16 protein-coding genes and 1 rRNA gene are annotated in these 16,080 nt (G+C 36.4%); 7 read left to right on the top strand and 10 right to left on the bottom strand.

What is annotated here, in order from left to right; translation table 11 throughout:
* Positions 1-197 (bottom strand): 16S ribosomal RNA (locus IQ237_RS18880); the annotation flags it as partial.
* 479 nt (positions 198-676) lie between these two features.
* On the opposite strand from IQ237_RS18880, the gene IQ237_RS18875 reads away from it, so the two are divergent.
* A complete protein-coding gene (locus tag IQ237_RS18875) occupies positions 677-1,000 on the top strand; it encodes a phasin family protein (RefSeq protein WP_194057919.1) in 324 nt (107 codons plus the stop codon).
* 79 nt (positions 1,001-1,079) lie between these two features.
* Complete coding sequence (locus IQ237_RS18870) at positions 1,080-1,607, top strand: FKBP-type peptidyl-prolyl cis-trans isomerase (RefSeq protein ID WP_194057917.1); 528 nt, start codon at positions 1,080-1,082, stop codon at positions 1,605-1,607.
* Positions 1,608-1,694: 87 nt separating this feature from the next.
* On the opposite strand, the gene dnaB is transcribed toward IQ237_RS18870, so the two are convergent.
* A complete protein-coding gene (gene dnaB / locus IQ237_RS18865; protein WP_228020478.1) occupies positions 1,695-4,721 on the bottom strand; it encodes a replicative DNA helicase in 3,027 nt (1,008 codons plus the stop codon).
* Between the two features lie 163 nt (positions 4,722-4,884).
* A complete protein-coding gene (rplI, locus tag IQ237_RS18860; protein ID WP_194057915.1) occupies positions 4,885-5,343 on the bottom strand; it encodes a 50S ribosomal protein L9 in 459 nt (152 codons plus the stop codon).
* A 433-nt stretch (positions 5,344-5,776) separates the two neighbouring features.
* On the opposite strand from rplI, the gene IQ237_RS18855 reads away from it, so the two are divergent.
* From IQ237_RS18855 to IQ237_RS18845, 3 genes are read left to right on the top strand one after another with little or no spacing between them, the layout of a single operon-like run.
* A complete protein-coding gene (locus IQ237_RS18855) occupies positions 5,777-6,460 on the top strand; it encodes a hypothetical protein (protein ID WP_194057913.1) in 684 nt (227 codons plus the stop codon).
* 48 nt (positions 6,461-6,508) lie between these two features.
* Positions 6,509-8,407, top strand: coding sequence for a hypothetical protein (locus tag IQ237_RS18850; protein WP_194057911.1), 1,899 nt, complete (start codon positions 6,509-6,511; stop codon positions 8,405-8,407).
* A 7-nt stretch (positions 8,408-8,414) separates the two neighbouring features.
* Complete coding sequence (locus IQ237_RS18845; RefSeq protein WP_194057909.1) at positions 8,415-9,959, top strand: DUF1802 family protein; 1,545 nt, start codon at positions 8,415-8,417, stop codon at positions 9,957-9,959.
* 67 nt (positions 9,960-10,026) lie between these two features.
* Here IQ237_RS18845 and IQ237_RS18840 read toward each other — a convergent pair whose 3' ends face one another.
* From IQ237_RS18840 to IQ237_RS18810, 7 genes are all read right to left on the bottom strand, one after another.
* Positions 10,027-10,389 (bottom strand): aspartyl protease, encoded by a 363-nt coding sequence (locus IQ237_RS18840; RefSeq protein ID WP_194057907.1) that lies wholly within the window; start codon positions 10,387-10,389, stop codon positions 10,027-10,029.
* A complete protein-coding gene (locus tag IQ237_RS18835; protein ID WP_194057905.1) occupies positions 10,386-10,703 on the bottom strand; it encodes a hypothetical protein in 318 nt (105 codons plus the stop codon). Before IQ237_RS18835 ends, IQ237_RS18840 begins: the two co-directional genes overlap by 4 nt.
* Before the next feature lie 53 nt (positions 10,704-10,756).
* The gene (locus IQ237_RS18830; protein ID WP_194057903.1) at positions 10,757-11,119 is read right to left on the bottom strand and encodes an aspartyl protease; all 363 of its coding nucleotides are present in this window, start codon (positions 11,117-11,119) and stop codon (positions 10,757-10,759) included.
* A complete protein-coding gene (locus IQ237_RS18825) occupies positions 11,116-11,433 on the bottom strand; it encodes a hypothetical protein (RefSeq protein WP_194057901.1) in 318 nt (105 codons plus the stop codon). Before IQ237_RS18825 ends, IQ237_RS18830 begins: the two co-directional genes overlap by 4 nt.
* A 53-nt stretch (positions 11,434-11,486) precedes the next feature.
* Positions 11,487-11,849, bottom strand: coding sequence for an aspartyl protease (locus IQ237_RS18820; protein WP_194057899.1), 363 nt, complete (start codon positions 11,847-11,849; stop codon positions 11,487-11,489).
* The gene (locus tag IQ237_RS18815) at positions 11,846-12,163 is read right to left on the bottom strand and encodes a hypothetical protein (protein ID WP_194057897.1); all 318 of its coding nucleotides are present in this window, start codon (positions 12,161-12,163) and stop codon (positions 11,846-11,848) included. The genes IQ237_RS18820 and IQ237_RS18815 overlap by 4 nt, the downstream gene beginning before the upstream one ends.
* A gap of 222 nt (positions 12,164-12,385) precedes the next feature.
* Entirely contained in the window at positions 12,386-13,972 is a 1,587-nt protein-coding gene (locus tag IQ237_RS18810) for a glucose-6-phosphate isomerase (RefSeq protein WP_194057895.1), read from the bottom strand.
* A gap of 280 nt (positions 13,973-14,252) precedes the next feature.
* Here IQ237_RS18810 and IQ237_RS18805 point away from each other — a divergent pair, with 280 nt between their 5' ends.
* Together IQ237_RS18805 and IQ237_RS18800 are read left to right on the top strand one after the other, a co-directional pair.
* Complete coding sequence (locus tag IQ237_RS18805; RefSeq protein ID WP_194057893.1) at positions 14,253-15,368, top strand: branched-chain amino acid ABC transporter permease; 1,116 nt, start codon at positions 14,253-14,255, stop codon at positions 15,366-15,368.
* An 89-nt stretch (positions 15,369-15,457) separates the two neighbouring features.
* Positions 15,458-16,063: a hypothetical protein gene (locus IQ237_RS18800; protein ID WP_194057891.1), complete on the top strand. Its 606-nt coding sequence runs from the start codon at positions 15,458-15,460 to the stop codon at positions 16,061-16,063.
* Positions 16,064-16,080 lie beyond the last annotated feature (17 nt).

Genomic DNA, 16,080 nt, shown 5'->3' with positions numbered 1-16,080 from the left:
TCTTCAGGCAGCAAGCCTTTCACCTTCCGGCATATCCGGTATTAGCAGTCGTTTCCAACTGTTGTCCCCGACCTGAAGCCAAATTCTCACGCGTTACTCACCCGTCCGCCACTAAATGCCTAAGCATCCCGTTCGACTTGCATGTGTTAAGCATACCGCCAGCGTTCATCCTGAGCCAGGATCAAACTCTCCGTTTTGTTAAGTTTGTTTTTAGCTCTTTTATTTTTGTTTCACTTCCGGATTCCTTTTCTATCGCCAGAATCCGTTAGTTAAATTTCTTTGACGAGGAATGGTCGTCTTTATTCTTTCAAAGTATTATCTTGTCTCGGTTCAGTTGTGGGCTTCGCTTGCCTCACCTCATTTAATATAACTGACCTCTCTAGGAATGTCAACTACTTTTTCAAAAATTTTTAGGGATTTTTTGTAGATGGGATGAAAACCTTACTGGAAAAGGGTTTAGCAATGTTGAAACTGCCATTATTTGTGCAGAGGGGAGGAGAAAGGCTTGGGATTTTGTGATCTATTTGGGTTTTGGAGGTGGTGAGGTTAATTTGCTGATGTGGTCAAATTTGCGAAAATATATCTGTAAGCTAGGATCAGTGGGCATTCAGGATGGTCTTTTGGGGTTCAGGATGGAAGGTCTGCTGGTTATATATCAAATAAATAGGAAGGATGTATGGATAGCAATAACTGGTTGGAACAGTTGATGATGTTAGGTTTAGGTACTACATCTTTGGTTGCTGATAAGCTTAAACAGGTAAGTGATGAACTGGTGAAGGATGGGAAGTTGAATCCTGAGCAAGCTAAGGTGGTGATGGATGATATTGTGCAGCAGTTAAAGTCGGAGCAAGGTAACTGGGAAGTGCAGATGCAACGACAGATGCGGAATATGATGCAAGATTTGGGTGTTGCTCGTCAGTCTGAGGTAGATGAACTGCGGGGAAGAATTGATCGTTTGGAACGTCAGGTGCGGGATTTGGAAAATAAGCTGTGGCGTTAGAGTGCGGATTGTGTTTTAAACTGGTTTCTGTCCTGTTGGTAATCTGTTTACCAAGCTACCTATATAGGGAGGGCTGATTTTGAAAGGAATTTTTTTGAGCGTGGTATTCATGCTGGTGTGTGTTGTGGCTTTGGTATTAGCGCAAATGGGTGGTAATCAGGATACTGCTGTTGCTGCTAAGTTAAGTCAAAATCCACCAGCGTCCACTGCTGTAATTGAAGAAAAAACTACTCTAGTAGCGAGCAATATTATGTCTGATGCGAATGTCGTCACTACTGCCTCTGGACTACAGTATATTGAATTAGCAAAGGGGGATGGTGAAGCTACTCCTCAAAGGGGACAAACAGTTGTAGTTCACTATACTGGTACTTTGGAAAATGGGAAGAAGTTTGATAGTTCACGCGATCGCGGTCAACCTTTTAGTTTTAAAATTGGTATAGGACAAGTAATTAAAGGTTGGGATGAAGGACTGAGTAGCATGAAGGTGGGCGATCGCCGTCAGTTGATTATCCCTTCTGAGTTGGGTTATGGTGCGCGTGGTGCTGGTGGTGTAATTCCACCGAATGCTACTTTGATTTTTGATGTGGAATTGTTGGATATTAAGTAAAACTTAGTAAAACTTGGTAATGGGTAATGGGTAATGGGTAATGGGTAATGGGTAAAGCAATTACCAATTATCAATTACCTGTTATTTTTAATAGTTGTTTGGTCTGGCTAGGTTTTTGAATTTGGTAAATTGAGGATCAAATAATAGTTTGACTGTTCCTGTTGGTCCGTTACGGTGTTTGGCTATGATGACTTCTGCTATTCCGCGATCTGGTGTATCGGGTGAATAATATTCGTCGCGGTAAAGCATGATGACTAAATCTGCGTCTTGTTCGATTGAGTTATGAACAATGATATTATTGGCTACAAAGTTATGTAAATTGGGAACTGTTAAATCAAATACTTCTTCTTTTCCATCTGGTATGATTGCCACAATTTTATCCCAATCAGTCATGGTTTGTTTACCCGAAATAGATAGATGTCTTGGTAAACATATATGTTGTTGAGGACTTAACTCATCTAGTCTTTTCCAACCATGAATTGTGAGGAATTTGTGATTAGCAGTTGCTCTAATTTTTCTTCCTAGTAGAGTTTTTAAGGTAAATACAGGTTTGATACCTGTAGAAAACGCATTACTAACAATAGCTTTTTCTAGCTTCATTGTTTTTTCATTTAATGCCCAAACTGAGAAACTAGATTTACCTACCAATTCTCTAATTGGTACTTGTAATCCGGTATCTGCTAATGTGATTAAGCTATCACCTGTTAAACAACCAGATTCTCTTAAATCTGATAACATCGGGCGTTTATTAGTTCTTGCTTCTACTCCCCGACTTAACTGAGATAAGGCAATTACTGGTACTGATAATTCCCTAGCTAACCCTTTTAAAGAACGGGTAATTTTTGATAATTCTTGTACGCGATTATCTCCTGCGCCTTCCATTAATTGCAGGTAATCTATTACTATTAATCCTAGTTCTGTGTTTTGTTGTGCTTGGAGTTTTCGCGCTTGACTCCGCATTTGTGTAACTGTAATATTGGGAGTGTCGTCAATAAAAATGGGCATTTCTGAAAGCATACCAATTGCACGACCTAAAGAGTCCCATTGGGTTTGACTAATACGTCCACTGCGTAAATAACCGCTTTCAATTTGGGCTTCACTGGCTAATAGTCGTTGTACTAGCTGTTCTTTTGACATTTCTAAGCTGAAAACGGCGACTGGTAATTTATAACCTGCGGCGATGTTGTGAGCTAAGTTTAAGCAAAATGCGGTATTGTGAACACAAATATCATTAGCAATAAAGTTGTGTGTTTCGGGAATTGTCAAATCATAAACTTGTTGGTTACCAACTGATTCAATAGAAATTATTTCATCCCAATAAACATCACTATTTGCTAAATTCTGAAGTGGTAAATTATCTAAAATTGTCGCTAATATCCATAATCTTTCTCTGCTTAAAGACCGTTTACCAACGTGCATATTACTACAGCCTTTAATTCCTGCACGGTAGGCTAAACTATGCCATGATTCATTGCCTTTTGCTGCTGCTATTTGTTCCCAAATTTCTACAGGGATAAGATCACGATTGGTTTGATATCTTTTTTCAGATATTGCTGCTGTAACCTTTGCTAATGCTGCTTCTTTACCAAAGATACCAATCTCTGAAATGAAATTCTTGATAGATAAGGCATCAGTAATATCTAATTGCCATGCTGGTCTACAAGTATTTTGATATTTAACAGAGCGTTTTTTCAAGGTAGCAATGATGCCAAATCTTAATAATAGATGTTGAATTTGTCTGGCTAGTTTTTCGCTAACTGTGGCATAACCTAATTGTGATTGACCACTATTAAGTAATGTAGCCCAACCATCTGTAGCAAAGAGACGATTCAGAAATAATGATATTTGCGATCGCTCTAATTTAAAAATGATTGATGGTACGGTTTTTGCATGAGCATCTTTACCCCATAATCCTAATTCCTGTAACCAAGTTGTTAGTGAATTTTTACTGAATTTATTTGTAATTGATCTGACTGTTAAACCGCCAAATTCAGCAACAGCTTGAGAAAAATCAGCTTGTAATAATGAGTTACTGTTTGTAAATCTGGGGGTGCTATTGGTTAAATTTCCATCACCGATTAAATAAGCTAATAGCTTAACTTCACATTCGCGGATAGTTTCTTTACCAAATACATTTATTTTGCGAGGAACGGCAATTTTATCACCGATTTTGAGATTTTCTAGCCTTTGCCAACCATTAATAGTTAAATAGGGATGAGTAATGGTGGTTTCAATGGATCGCCCTAAACGAGTTGTAACCCGGAAAACTGGTTTTATTCCGTCGTTGACAAATGCAGACGGTTGGGTAAAAGTAAATTTCCAATTGCTGTTTAAAGTTAATAAATTACATTGACGTTGGTTATACAATTCTTCAATGGTGGCAATTTGCCCATCTGCTAGGACAATTTCTGAATCGTAACTTAAACATTTTCCCATTGATGGTCTGCCAGCGACGATGATTAAATCAGAACGCTGAAAACCGCTAGTCATGGCATCTAAATCATAAAAACCGCAGGGAATACCAGGTAAAGCGATACCTTCATGTCTTTTTTCAACGTCTTGGAAGGCGTTAATTAATGTATCTGCTATGTGAACTAAACCTGATTCGGGTTTTTCTTGAGTAATACTAAATACTTTCTGTTCTGCTTGATCGAGAACTATGGGTAATTCTGTTTGTGTCTCGAAACCTAGTTGTACAATTTCGTTACCTGCTTTGATGAGTTGCCGTCGCAGGTATTTTTCCATGACTAATTCTGCTAGGGCATCTATGTTAACTGCTGAAACTGTACGATCTACTAAGGTGGCTAGTTTATTTCTACCACCAATGCGGGTTAGTTTATCGTTGTCTGTTAACCAACTGGTGAGGGAAAGTAAGTCTGTGGGTTTATTTTGGGCGTGAAGAGTGAGGGCGGCTTGATAGATGTCTCTGTGGGCGTTAATATAAAAGGCTTCGGGAACGAGGCGATCGCGTACTCGTCCTATGGCTTCTGGATCTAGAAGAATACCCCCCAAGATCGCTTCTTCTGCTTCGATGTTTTGGGGTGGTAAGTGTTGCCCCAAGGGGTTGCCGAAGGCATCGCTGCCATCACCTTGAAAACTCAGTTCTTCTGCCATAAGCGATCTGGGATTTTTGAGCAGATTTTAAATAAGATTTGAAATATTAGTTGAGTTTGGCAGTTAAGAGGCAAAAGGCAAAAGGCAAAAGGCAATAGATTTGCTATGGATCATCCTATCATCCTCTTACCTGTCACCTGTCACCTGTCACCTGTCACCTATCTTAGCTGGCAACAACTTCGATATCAATTTGGGCTGTTACTTCAGAGTGCAGCTTGATTTCAGCTTTGTATGTACCCAGGTGGTTGATATCAGGAATGGTAATACCACGTTTGTCAATTTCTTGACTGGTAGCTGCTTTAATTGCATCTGCTACATCTTGGGTGGTGACAGTACCGAAGATGGCTTCGTTTTCGCCTACTTGCTTGGCAATTGTTAATTTAGCAACTTTTTCTAAGGCTGCTTTTTGTTCTTGTGCTTGTTGTTTGAGTTCTAGTTGACGTTGACGTTCTTGTTCACGACGGCGTTCTACTTGTCTCAAGATACCGGGGGTAACGTGAGTAGCTAGACTTTGGGGAATGAGATAATTACGAGCATAACCGGGAGCTACATCCACTAAGTCGCCGGATTTTCCCAGCTTGCTCACATCTTTTGTTAATACTAACTGCACTCGTTTGGCCATTGTTGTTTCTTTTTTCCTGTAAAATCTCGTTAAATTGGGTGTCAGCAGGATAGGTTACAAAAGTGTAGCTTGACGAGAAGCGACTTTGTTTATATCCCAAAGACTAGATATTTTAGCGAATTATGGGGGGCGATCGCAACACTCAATCCCCAAAAACTTTGCCCAATATTGGCTCAATATATTTTAGGATTTACGCAAGATTGGACTAAAAATCTGATTATTTCTGGGGGGTAATTCATGACTTACTCCTACTTTGCTTCTGTTTTGCACCAGTCCTGATATTTATAAGTCAAGTAAATTCTCTGTTGCTTTTTGTGTAGAAATTTTGCGCTATTTATCTACAATATTGAGAAAATAAACAATTTTTGGGTTGTGGTGACATAAAAATTACAATCATTATTATAATAGTTGCAGTTATTTAACACACATCACCATGAGTTCAAAGACTAAGGATTTACAGGTAAGTTACGCTAAAACTCGCTTGCTGCTTGCGTTATGGGATTTGGGAGGAAGTCAGCATAAGGTTGCTAAGGGTAAATTGACGAAGCGGATAGATTCCAAAGGTAAAAATAAGGCGGACTATCAAGGTATTTTAGAGGATTTGGAAGCACAGGGAGCGATCGCTGTCTCTAAAAAAGGTTCTGCTATTAGTTATACTCTCACGTCACCAACGGGTTTAGAAGTGTTGGGTGCGGGTTTGCGTAGTGATGAGTTTGAGTTTAGTACAAATATTGGCGCTTGGGTTGCTAATTCGTTATTGCGGTGGTTGCGTCAGGATAATGTGGTTGTACCTACGGCCGTTGTGTCAGATAATGGAGTTAAGGCTGAAGTTATTGGTTCTTATGAGGAGTTTACAAATGTAGCTTTAGATGTTTATAATCAGTTAAACTATGAATATAATTTTAATAACTTAGTACCTATTTATCGCATCAGAAGAAAAATAGGAGAGCGTGTTAGTAGAACTGAGTTTAATGATTGGTTATTAGAAATGCAAGCTGATGATATTTTTCAATTACAAGGAGGAAGTGTAGAAGATAGCGCACCAGACAAAATTGAAGATTCTGTAAGTACAGAATTAGACGGTTTACGTTGTTATGCTCGACTATTGAAAGATTAAAAAAGTTTAAATTTTATTGAAAAATTCACACACCACAGGGAGATTATTATGACTACTGACACATCCAAAATTGATCAACTAATTAAAACTCATAACCCATTTGCGGGTCATATTGTAGTTAGACCTCAACAAATATGGGGTAAAAGTTATCCTGATGTTCCTTCAATAAATGCTCATGCTGCTAATGCTGTATTTGATGCAATTGACAAAATTAAAAAAGGTGAACGTCAGACTGTAGGGATTACAATTGCAGCAGAAAAAGGATTAGGAAAAAGTCATATTATTAGTAGAATCCGTCATCAATTACAAAGCGGGCAAGATGGCGTATTTATTTACATGAGTAAGTATGATAATTTAAATAAAATTCAACTCCAATTTTTAGAAAGTGTTACCTCTAGTCTAAGAGCATTTGTTAGACCGAATGTAATGCCATTTCAAGAAATAGCCGCAGCATTAATTAATGAAGCGATGGGATGGAAATATACTACAGAGCAGTATATTAATAAAGTATTTCCTACATTGTTAGATAAACATTCTCCTAAAGTAGTTGAACAACTTACAAGAAAAGTATTAGATATAAAACCTGAAATTACTAACAATTACATAATTCAAGCATTTCTGTGGACACTTTCCGTAAAGCATGTTAATGCTGCAAATTTCTGGTTATCAGCAAAAGAATTGCCAGAAGCACACGCTCAGTTAATGGGATTAGCAAATAATACCAATAGTGACAAAGAAACTCAAGCATTAAATCATGTTAGGCAAATTTTAGATATTGTCAGTGATTATCGAGTTCCTGTTATTTGTTTTGATGAATTAGATAACATTAATCAAACTACCGACACTGGATTTACAGCAGCACAGGTAATTGCTAATTTATCCAAAGATTTATATAACAACCTAAAAAAAGGTGTTTTACTATTAGCTATGTATCCTCAAACTTGGAATTATGAAATCATGGCATTACCGCAAGCAGAAGCAGTAATTGATAGAGTGTTGAGTGAGAAAGCTGATAGACAACCAATTGAATTAAGGTATCTTAATTCTGATCATGTAGTTGCGCTAGTGCAAACGTGGCTACAAGAATTTTACCAAAAATATCAACAGATACCACCTCATCCTCTTTACCCATTTAATGAAAGTAAACTGAGAGAATTTGGTAAAGGTAAACCGACCATTAGAGCAGTTTTAAAATGGTGTGCAGAACATTTTGTTAAGCAAGAACCTACTATTAATGGTGGTGATATAACAGAAAAAATTGAACATACAACAAAAGTAGATCCCAATCCTGTTAAACCCTTCTTTTTAGCGGAATTAGTACATTTAAAGAATCCTAATGATTCATTATTAGATAACGAAAAAGAAATTTCTCAAACTCTAAAATTTTGTTTTGAAAGATTGATAGGTGAAACTCTGGAAGGTGTAACAGTTGAAAAAGTTGAAGAGTTTACTAATGACAACCATCTTGATTTTAAAATTATTGGTAATCAGCAAAAAGTGAAAATTGGAGTAGATGTTTTACAACAGCCAGGAGGTGTAGGTGTTACAACAGCTTTAGGTAAACTAATTGCCTATGAAAAGTATGATTTAACTCGCGGTTGTTTAGTACGTTCCAAACAAATAGGTCCTAATGCAGCAGCAGCTAGAGAAAATTTACGAAAACTGTTAAAAGAAAAAGGAGGAGAATGGGTAAGTTTACAATTTCAAGATATTAAACCACTATTAGCAATATTTTATGTATGGCAAAATCATAAGAGTTATGAATTAACGGAAGATCAGATTTTTGCATTTATTAAACAGAGGAAAATTGTAATTACAAATCCTCTAATTAAAGAAATTTTAAGTGATCCTTCTGGACAAGAACCTGATAATTTAACAGATGATGAATTACCAATGAAAATACCTCAAAGTGTTGACAATAGTGATGATATTAAATTAAACATCTAAACTAAAAATGAATCAGTCATTTTCACTTCCTACTGCATTATGTTTACCCGTCCCTGATATTGAAGCATTAATACAGGGACAAACAATAGCAGTTTTACCTGAAATGTTTCTTCGTGCTGGACAAAGATTTTATCTTTATCCTGTGGAAATATCTACAGTAGAAATTGATAAATATTACCGGGCAATTTTTTTACCCATTGCTAAAACTGCATGGAAAAAATCTTATAAACCGGGTATTTTACTACAACCTGAACAACTGAATTTAATTGAAAATAAACAACAACTACAATTACCTTTATCTCAAAATAATGTTTTAATTAAAGCATGGGCTAAATGTGAACTTTGTCGAACTTTAGATAAAACCGAATCATTAAATATTTTATCTCAATTAACCATCTGGAAAACAGAAAGATTTGATGAAATATTACACAACCATACCCATTTTTTCTTAGCTTATTTACGAGTTTATCATTTAGATAAAACTTTAGAAATTTCAGCTATTCCCAATATTCAAGAAAAACTAGGAAAATTTGCACCTTTACCTAATAACATTTCTGTATCTGAAGCTAAACCCGTATTAAGTGATCATGTATTTAACCAACGGAAACAACAACTAGAAAACCGCCAAACTCCACTACATCCTGCACTGGAAGAATTACAAAGTTTATTATTAACCATAGCTAATAATAACCCAGCAGCACAACAATTAGAACAGGAAATTAGGGTATTTTTAGGATGGAATAACCAAAGGGTGAAACATACCCTAGATCCTGATTTAACTTGGATTAAAAACATTGCTAAAGTTGGTAATTCTAGTGATGGTAATGAATTTGAAAAATTGGTGAGAAAAAGTTTAATTAAACTAGGTTTTTCAAGTTCTAATACGAATACTAAAGCTAATTTAGATTCTGATAAATTAGGTGGTGCTGGAGGTCTAGATTTTTACTGTGAGTATCCTTATCCAGTTATAGGAGAATGTAAGGCAACTAAAACAGAAAAAGTTGTTGATAGTACAGTAGCACAACTTGTAAAACTAGGATTAAAACATTTACAAGAAGAATATAATAGTTGTATCAAAATTATTATGGCTGCTGGTAAATTAGCAACAGATACTGAAAAAACTGCACAAGGAAATAAAATGAACGTTATTCGTCCAGAAACTTTACAAAAATTAGTCACTTTAAAAGCAAAACACCCTGGTTCAATAGATTTATTAAATTTGAAGCAAGACCTAGAAAAAAAACCATTTGGAGAAGAAGCTGATGATAAAATTAACAAATATATAGAAAAAGTAGAACAAGAAATAAAATTGCGATCGCACATTATCCAACTCGTTAAAAATTATCTCCAAAATGCAGGAATAGAATCTACAGGAGTTGATACTTTACATGGTGCATATTTCGGATCACATCCACCACAACCATTAAAACCTGAAGAAATGCACGAAATATTAATAGAACTTTCATCACCCCTAACAGGTTACTTAGGAAGAGACAAAGGAAACGACTGGAAAAACGATAAATTCTACTACCTACGCGACTTAGCAATATAAAAATAACTCTTCTTTTTTCTTCTCTTATCTTCGCACTCTTGGTGTCTTAGTGGTTTGTTTCCTCAACCTATCCCAAAGTTAAAATACCCACTGGAAAATTCACCACCAAAGGTAAAAATTCCAACCACTCTGAACCCAACAAAATCTCTGTCAACTCATCACCAGCATAAACAGGAATTTCATACTCTTGGTTATCTAAAATTACCTTACCTAAATAAATATCAAATCTAGACTCTCCTTGTGCAGTGCGTAGCTTTTCCTTAGATATAAATGACCAATTTAGACCTTGTAAATCTTGTTTATTAATCGCCATAAAGCCTGTGAAACCTGTATCAAACAAAGCATCCACAGGCAGATTTAAACCATCATTTGTAATTAATTCAATCTCAAAAAATAACCGCCCCTTATCCCCAAAATAACCCTGTATCATATTCTCCCAGTTACTCCAGTTTCATTGATGCCAAATACAAAGTGTATCACATTAGGGTGTTTATCCCTGGCTTTTTTACTAGCAGCGTCCTTATTTTCATCAACAAAATAATCACCGCTATCTGGTTCGATAGCAACATACCAACCATAATGTTCTTTCATCAAATCGGGAAGTAATCTTTGAAAAATTGTCCAGCAACGTTGATAAAATAATTCATCTTCAGCTTTACGTTTTGCTAACTCTTCAGAGGATAAAGTCAATTCTGGAAAAACTCTGCCTCTTCTTCTTGGTGGCTTGGGTGTTAGTTGTGTCATAGTTTTAAACTCCTATTTTAACTATAATTGATTATATCAAATATATCAAAAAATCACCCTAAATTTAAAACGCTCTCTGGAAAATTCACCACCAAAGGTAAAAACTCCAACCACCGTGAACCTAATAAAATTTCAGTTAATTCATCCCCTGCATAAACAGGAATTTCATACTCTTGATTATCAAACATCACCTTACCTAAATAAAGATCAAAAGCTTTTTGTCCTTGCGCTGTTATCAATTCTTGTTCACGTAAAAATTGCCAATCTAAAGCTGCTAAATCCTGTTTATTAATAGCAAGAAAGCCTGTAAAACCAGTATCGAACATAGCATCTACAGGCAGATTTAAACCATCAGTAGTGATTAATTCAATTTCAAAAAATAATTGACCTCCATCACCAAAATAACCCTGTATCATATTCTGCCAACTGCCCCAATTTCATTTAACCTAAACATACAATGTACCGCATGAGGGTGTTTATCCCTTGCTTGTTGACTAGCAACTTCTATATCTTGATCGATGAAGTAATCACCGCTATCTGGTTCTACGGCAATATACCAGTTATAATGTTCCTTCATTAACTCAGGACAGACACGCTCAAAAATTGCCCGACAACGTTTATGAAATGCTTCTTTTTCTGCTTTACGTTTTGCTAATTCTTCAGGGGATAAAGTCAATTCTGGGAAAATTCTTCCTCTTCTTCTTGGTGGTTTGGGTGTTAGTTGTGTCATAGTTTTAAACTCCTTTTTTAACTATAATTGATTATATCAAATATATCAAAAAATCACCCTAAATTTAAAACGCTCTCTGGAAAATTCACCACCAAAGGTAAAAACTCCAGCCACCGTGAACCTAATAAAATCTCAGTTAATTGATCTCCAGCATAAATAGGAATTTCATACTCTTGATTATCCAAAATCACCTTACCGGAATAAATATCAAATACTTTGATTCCTTGTGCAGTTCGCATTCTTTGTTCACTAATAAATTGCCAATTCAAAGCATCTAAATCTTGTTTATTAAGAGCCATAAAGCCTGTAAAACCCGTATCTAATAAAGCATCAACAGACAGGTTTAAGCCATCATTTGTAATTAATTTAATCTCAAAAAATAACTGCCCCTCATTACCAAAATAACCCTGTATCATATTCTACCTGTTACCCCAGTTTCATGAATGCGAAATAGAAAATGTATCACGTTAGGATGTTGCTCCCGTGCTTTTTTACTAGCAATTTCCATATCCTGATCAATGAAATAATCACCGCTATCTGGTTCTACAGCAATATACCAGTTATAATGTTCTTTCATTAATTCTGGACGGACACGCTCAAAAATTGCCCAACAACGCTGATGAAAGGCTTCTCTTTCTGCTTCACGTTTTGCTAATTCTTCAGGGGATAAAGTCAATTCTGGGAAAATTCTTCCTCTTCTTCTTGGTGGTTGGGGTGTGAGTTGCGTCATGGTTGAAAACTCAAATTTTAAATTATAGTAATTATATTTTAGTATATAAAAATTGATACTTTCTGTCAATATTATTGAGTATAGATTTAACGAACTACAGAGACACAAAGTACACAGAGAAAAAGCTGTAATTTTCAGTTAATCAATAAATCAGATCCCCGACTTCTTTAAGAAATCGAGGATTGTCAAAACAGAATATTTTAACAGGAGAATTTATGGTATTTAATCCAAAGAAACTGTTAAATTTCCTGGTTTACTTAAATCACCTGTTAACACCACACCGCGATTATTAGCATGAAGATGACGCAGAATTTTATAAATTGCTTCAACTTGTTCAGCAGCGCCAGCTTTATCTGCAATTTCAGAAATAGAAAGTGCTTTCTTTTCTGTTTGCAATACTTTGATTACTTTTTGTTGTAAATCAAGAATTGCAGCGGCAGCTTTTTTACCAGCTTCTACACCAGGTTGGTGATAAGCATTAATATTAACTAAGCTGGCATAAAATCCTACAGCCCGTTCATATAATGCAATTAACGCTCCCACTGTGCGAGCATTAACTTGAGGAATTGTCACTGTAATAGAATCGCGGTTATTCTCATACAATGCTTGACGAGTTCCTAATAAGAAACCTGATAAATAATCACCGGATGTGACACCAGGATCAATTTCAGGAGATGCACCTTGACGATCTTCTAAAACTTCAATTAAAGTTGCAAAGAAATTGGGTACACCTTCCCGTAATTGTTGTACATAGGCGTGTTGGTCTGTAGAACCTTTGTTACCATAAACGGCAATACCTTGATATACAGTTTTACCGTCTAAATCTTGTTCTTTACCCAAAGATTCCATTACCAATTGTTGTAAATAACGGCTAAATAATAACAAGCTGTCTTTGTAAGGTAAGACAACCATATCTTTTTCGCCTTTGCCGTTACCGGAGAAGTACCAAGATAATGCTAATAATGCTGCGGGGTTATTTTTGATGTTAGCAACACGGGTGGCATCATCCATTTCTTTTGCACCATCTAACATGGCACGGATATCAATACCCTGTAATGCTGCGGGTAATAATCCTACGGAAGACATTTCTGAAGTACGCCCACCTACCCAGTCATACATGGGGACAGTTGTTAACCAACCTTCAGATTGAGCCACTTTATCTAAGTTACTATCTGTGCTGGTGATGGCAACTGCATATTTAGCAAAGTCTAAATTTTTGGCAGCGTAGGCTTTTTTCACCTCGATCATGCCGTTACGGGGTTCGGGTGTACCACCAGATTTAGAAATGACTAATACTAGGGTAGTAGCCAGTTTATCACCGATAGAGGAGAGAACCCGATCAATACCAGCAGGATCCGTATTGTCGATAAAGTGAATGTTGAGGGGAGGAAAATCGGGTGCAAGTGCTTCAGCAACAAACTGAGGACCTAAAGCAGAACCACCAATACCGATGGAAATAATGTCAGTAAAGCGGCTTTCTTTGGGGGGATGAACTGCCCCTGTGTGTACTTGATCTGCAAAAGCTTCGATTTGTTCTAAGGTTTGAACAATTTCTTGTTTTAGTTCTGGAGAGGGTGCTAAGTCTGGGTTACGCAACCAGTAGTGTCCTACCATGCGGTTTTCATCAGGATTGGCGATCGCTCCCTTTTCCAAAGCGTCCATATCCGCAAATGCTTTATCAAATTTCGACTGCAACGACTCCACGAAAGCGTTATCAAACCGCATCCGGCTGATATCTAGATACAGTCCTAATCCCTCGTGGTAATATAACCATTCTTGGTATCGTTGCCAAAGTGCCTTAGCATCCATAATGAGGGAATTCTCACATATACTTGATCAAACTCCAGTTTAATCTATGGTTTTGGCGATCCCTGCTCTGTCTTATACAGTTTGTAATCATTAGGAGTCAGGAGGCAGGATGTAGGGGAAGCAAGGGTAGCAGGGGAAGTTGATAACCTGGTGACTGATGACTGGTGACTGGGAGGATGAATAACCTAATTAATTACCCATTACCTATTACCTATTACCTATTACCCATTACCTATTACCCATTACCTATTACCCATTACTCATTACCCATTATCAAATTATGATTGAATATCTCATTTTTCTGGCTATTTCTACCGCTACTTTTGCTTTGTTCGCACTGGGACTGAATTTACAGTGGGGTTTTACAGGTTTGATTAATTTTGGTCATATTGCTTTTATGACCTTGGGTGCATATACTACAGTTCTATTAAGTTTAAAAGGTGTACCTATATTATTTTCAGCTATTGCTGGGGCAATTGTCGCTGCTTTGTTGGGTTTGGTGATTGGTTTTGCAACTTTACGCCTCCGGGAAGATTATCTAGGTATCGTTACCATTGGTACAGGAGAATTAATTCGTTTGGTGGTGAATAACCAAGATTTACCAGTAGGTGATGCTTGGGTATCTGGGGCGTTTGGTGTCCAAAGTTATGCGATTCCTCTATCAACTACACCCAATTTATTTTTCCGATTTTTGATGATTGGTGTACTTACCTTGCTTGCAATTGTTACTTTATTTTCTTTGTGGCGTTGGGTGAAAACTGCTCAAAAATCTGCCGATGTTTCTACTAAAAAAGAATTTTCTTCCCGTTTAGTAGTGGGTATTATTTTAGGTTTATTGTCAGTAGCAATTTATGTTGCTGGTGTGGTAGGATTGTATAACTATAACCCCAAAGCGGGCTTAATGTTATTGGCTTTGTTAGTATTAGCTTTTGTTTTTTGGCGCTTAGAATTTTTAGTCAAATCTCCTTGGGGTCGAGTTCTCAAAGCTATCCGTGAAGATGAAGAAGTACCCAAAGCATTAGGTAAAAATGTCTTTTCTTATAAGTTACAATCTTTGATGTTAGGTGGTGCGATCGCTGGTATTGCTGGTGCTTTCTTCGCTTGGCAACTGAGCGCCATTTATCCTGATAATTTTCAACCACAACTCACTTTTGACGCTTGGATTATGGTAATTTTAGGCGGTTCTGGTAATAATATTGGTACAATTTTAGGGGCAGTAATTTATTTCGCTTACGATGCTCTCACACGGGAATTTTTACCAAAAATTGTTCCTTTAGATGTAGAACGTATCGGTGCTTTTAGAATTATGTTTATTGGTCTAATTCTTATGGTACTGATGATTTGGCGACCTCAAGGTATTCTAGGTAAAAAAGAGGAACTTACTCTTGGGAAATAGGTGATTGGTGACTGGTGATTGGTGATTGGGTAAAATTTGTTAACCTGTTCCCTGTTACCTGTGATAGCAATTTTCAGGAGGTGATAGTCATGGCTTATAGTGATTTTAAACTACAGGAAGTTGTGAAGAAATTCAATTTAAAAATTAATGAGAAGGTAGATTTATTTGCTGATACACTGGAAAAAGAATGCAGTAATATTTTAAATACAATCCTCAAAACTAATGTTCCTTTAGCATTAGCAATCAACACAGAAAAAGCGAGATCAGAAATGATTATAGCCCCTGTGTTAATTGAAATTAAAAATCAATTGACCGAAGAAATTAGTTTATTTTCCGGTGTAGATTTTAATGTAGAACCAGAACAAGGGTTAAATGGAGTTTGTGACTTTATAATTAGCAAATCACCAGAACAACTCTTTATTACTTCTCCAGTTGTCACTATCGTAGAAGCGAAAAATGAAAACATTAAACTAGGTTTAGGACAATGTGTAGCAGAAATGATCGCTGCACAATTATTTAATCACAAGGAAGGTAATGATATAGATACAATTTACGGAGTTGTTACCACAGGTAATATGTGGAAATTTCTGAAATTACAAAATCAAGAAATTTACATTGATATCAGTGAATATTATATTAAAGATATCAAAACAATTTTAGGTATTTTGACCCAAATAATTCATAGCAGTCACTAACAAAAAATAACCAACAA

The sequence above is a fragment of the Sphaerospermopsis sp. LEGE 08334 genome (assembly GCF_015207205.1).
Taxonomy (GTDB): Bacteria; Cyanobacteriota; Cyanobacteriia; order Cyanobacteriales; family Nostocaceae; genus Sphaerospermopsis.
Note: the sequence above shows the minus strand (reverse complement) of the source record. Positions and strands in the feature narration are given on the sequence as shown.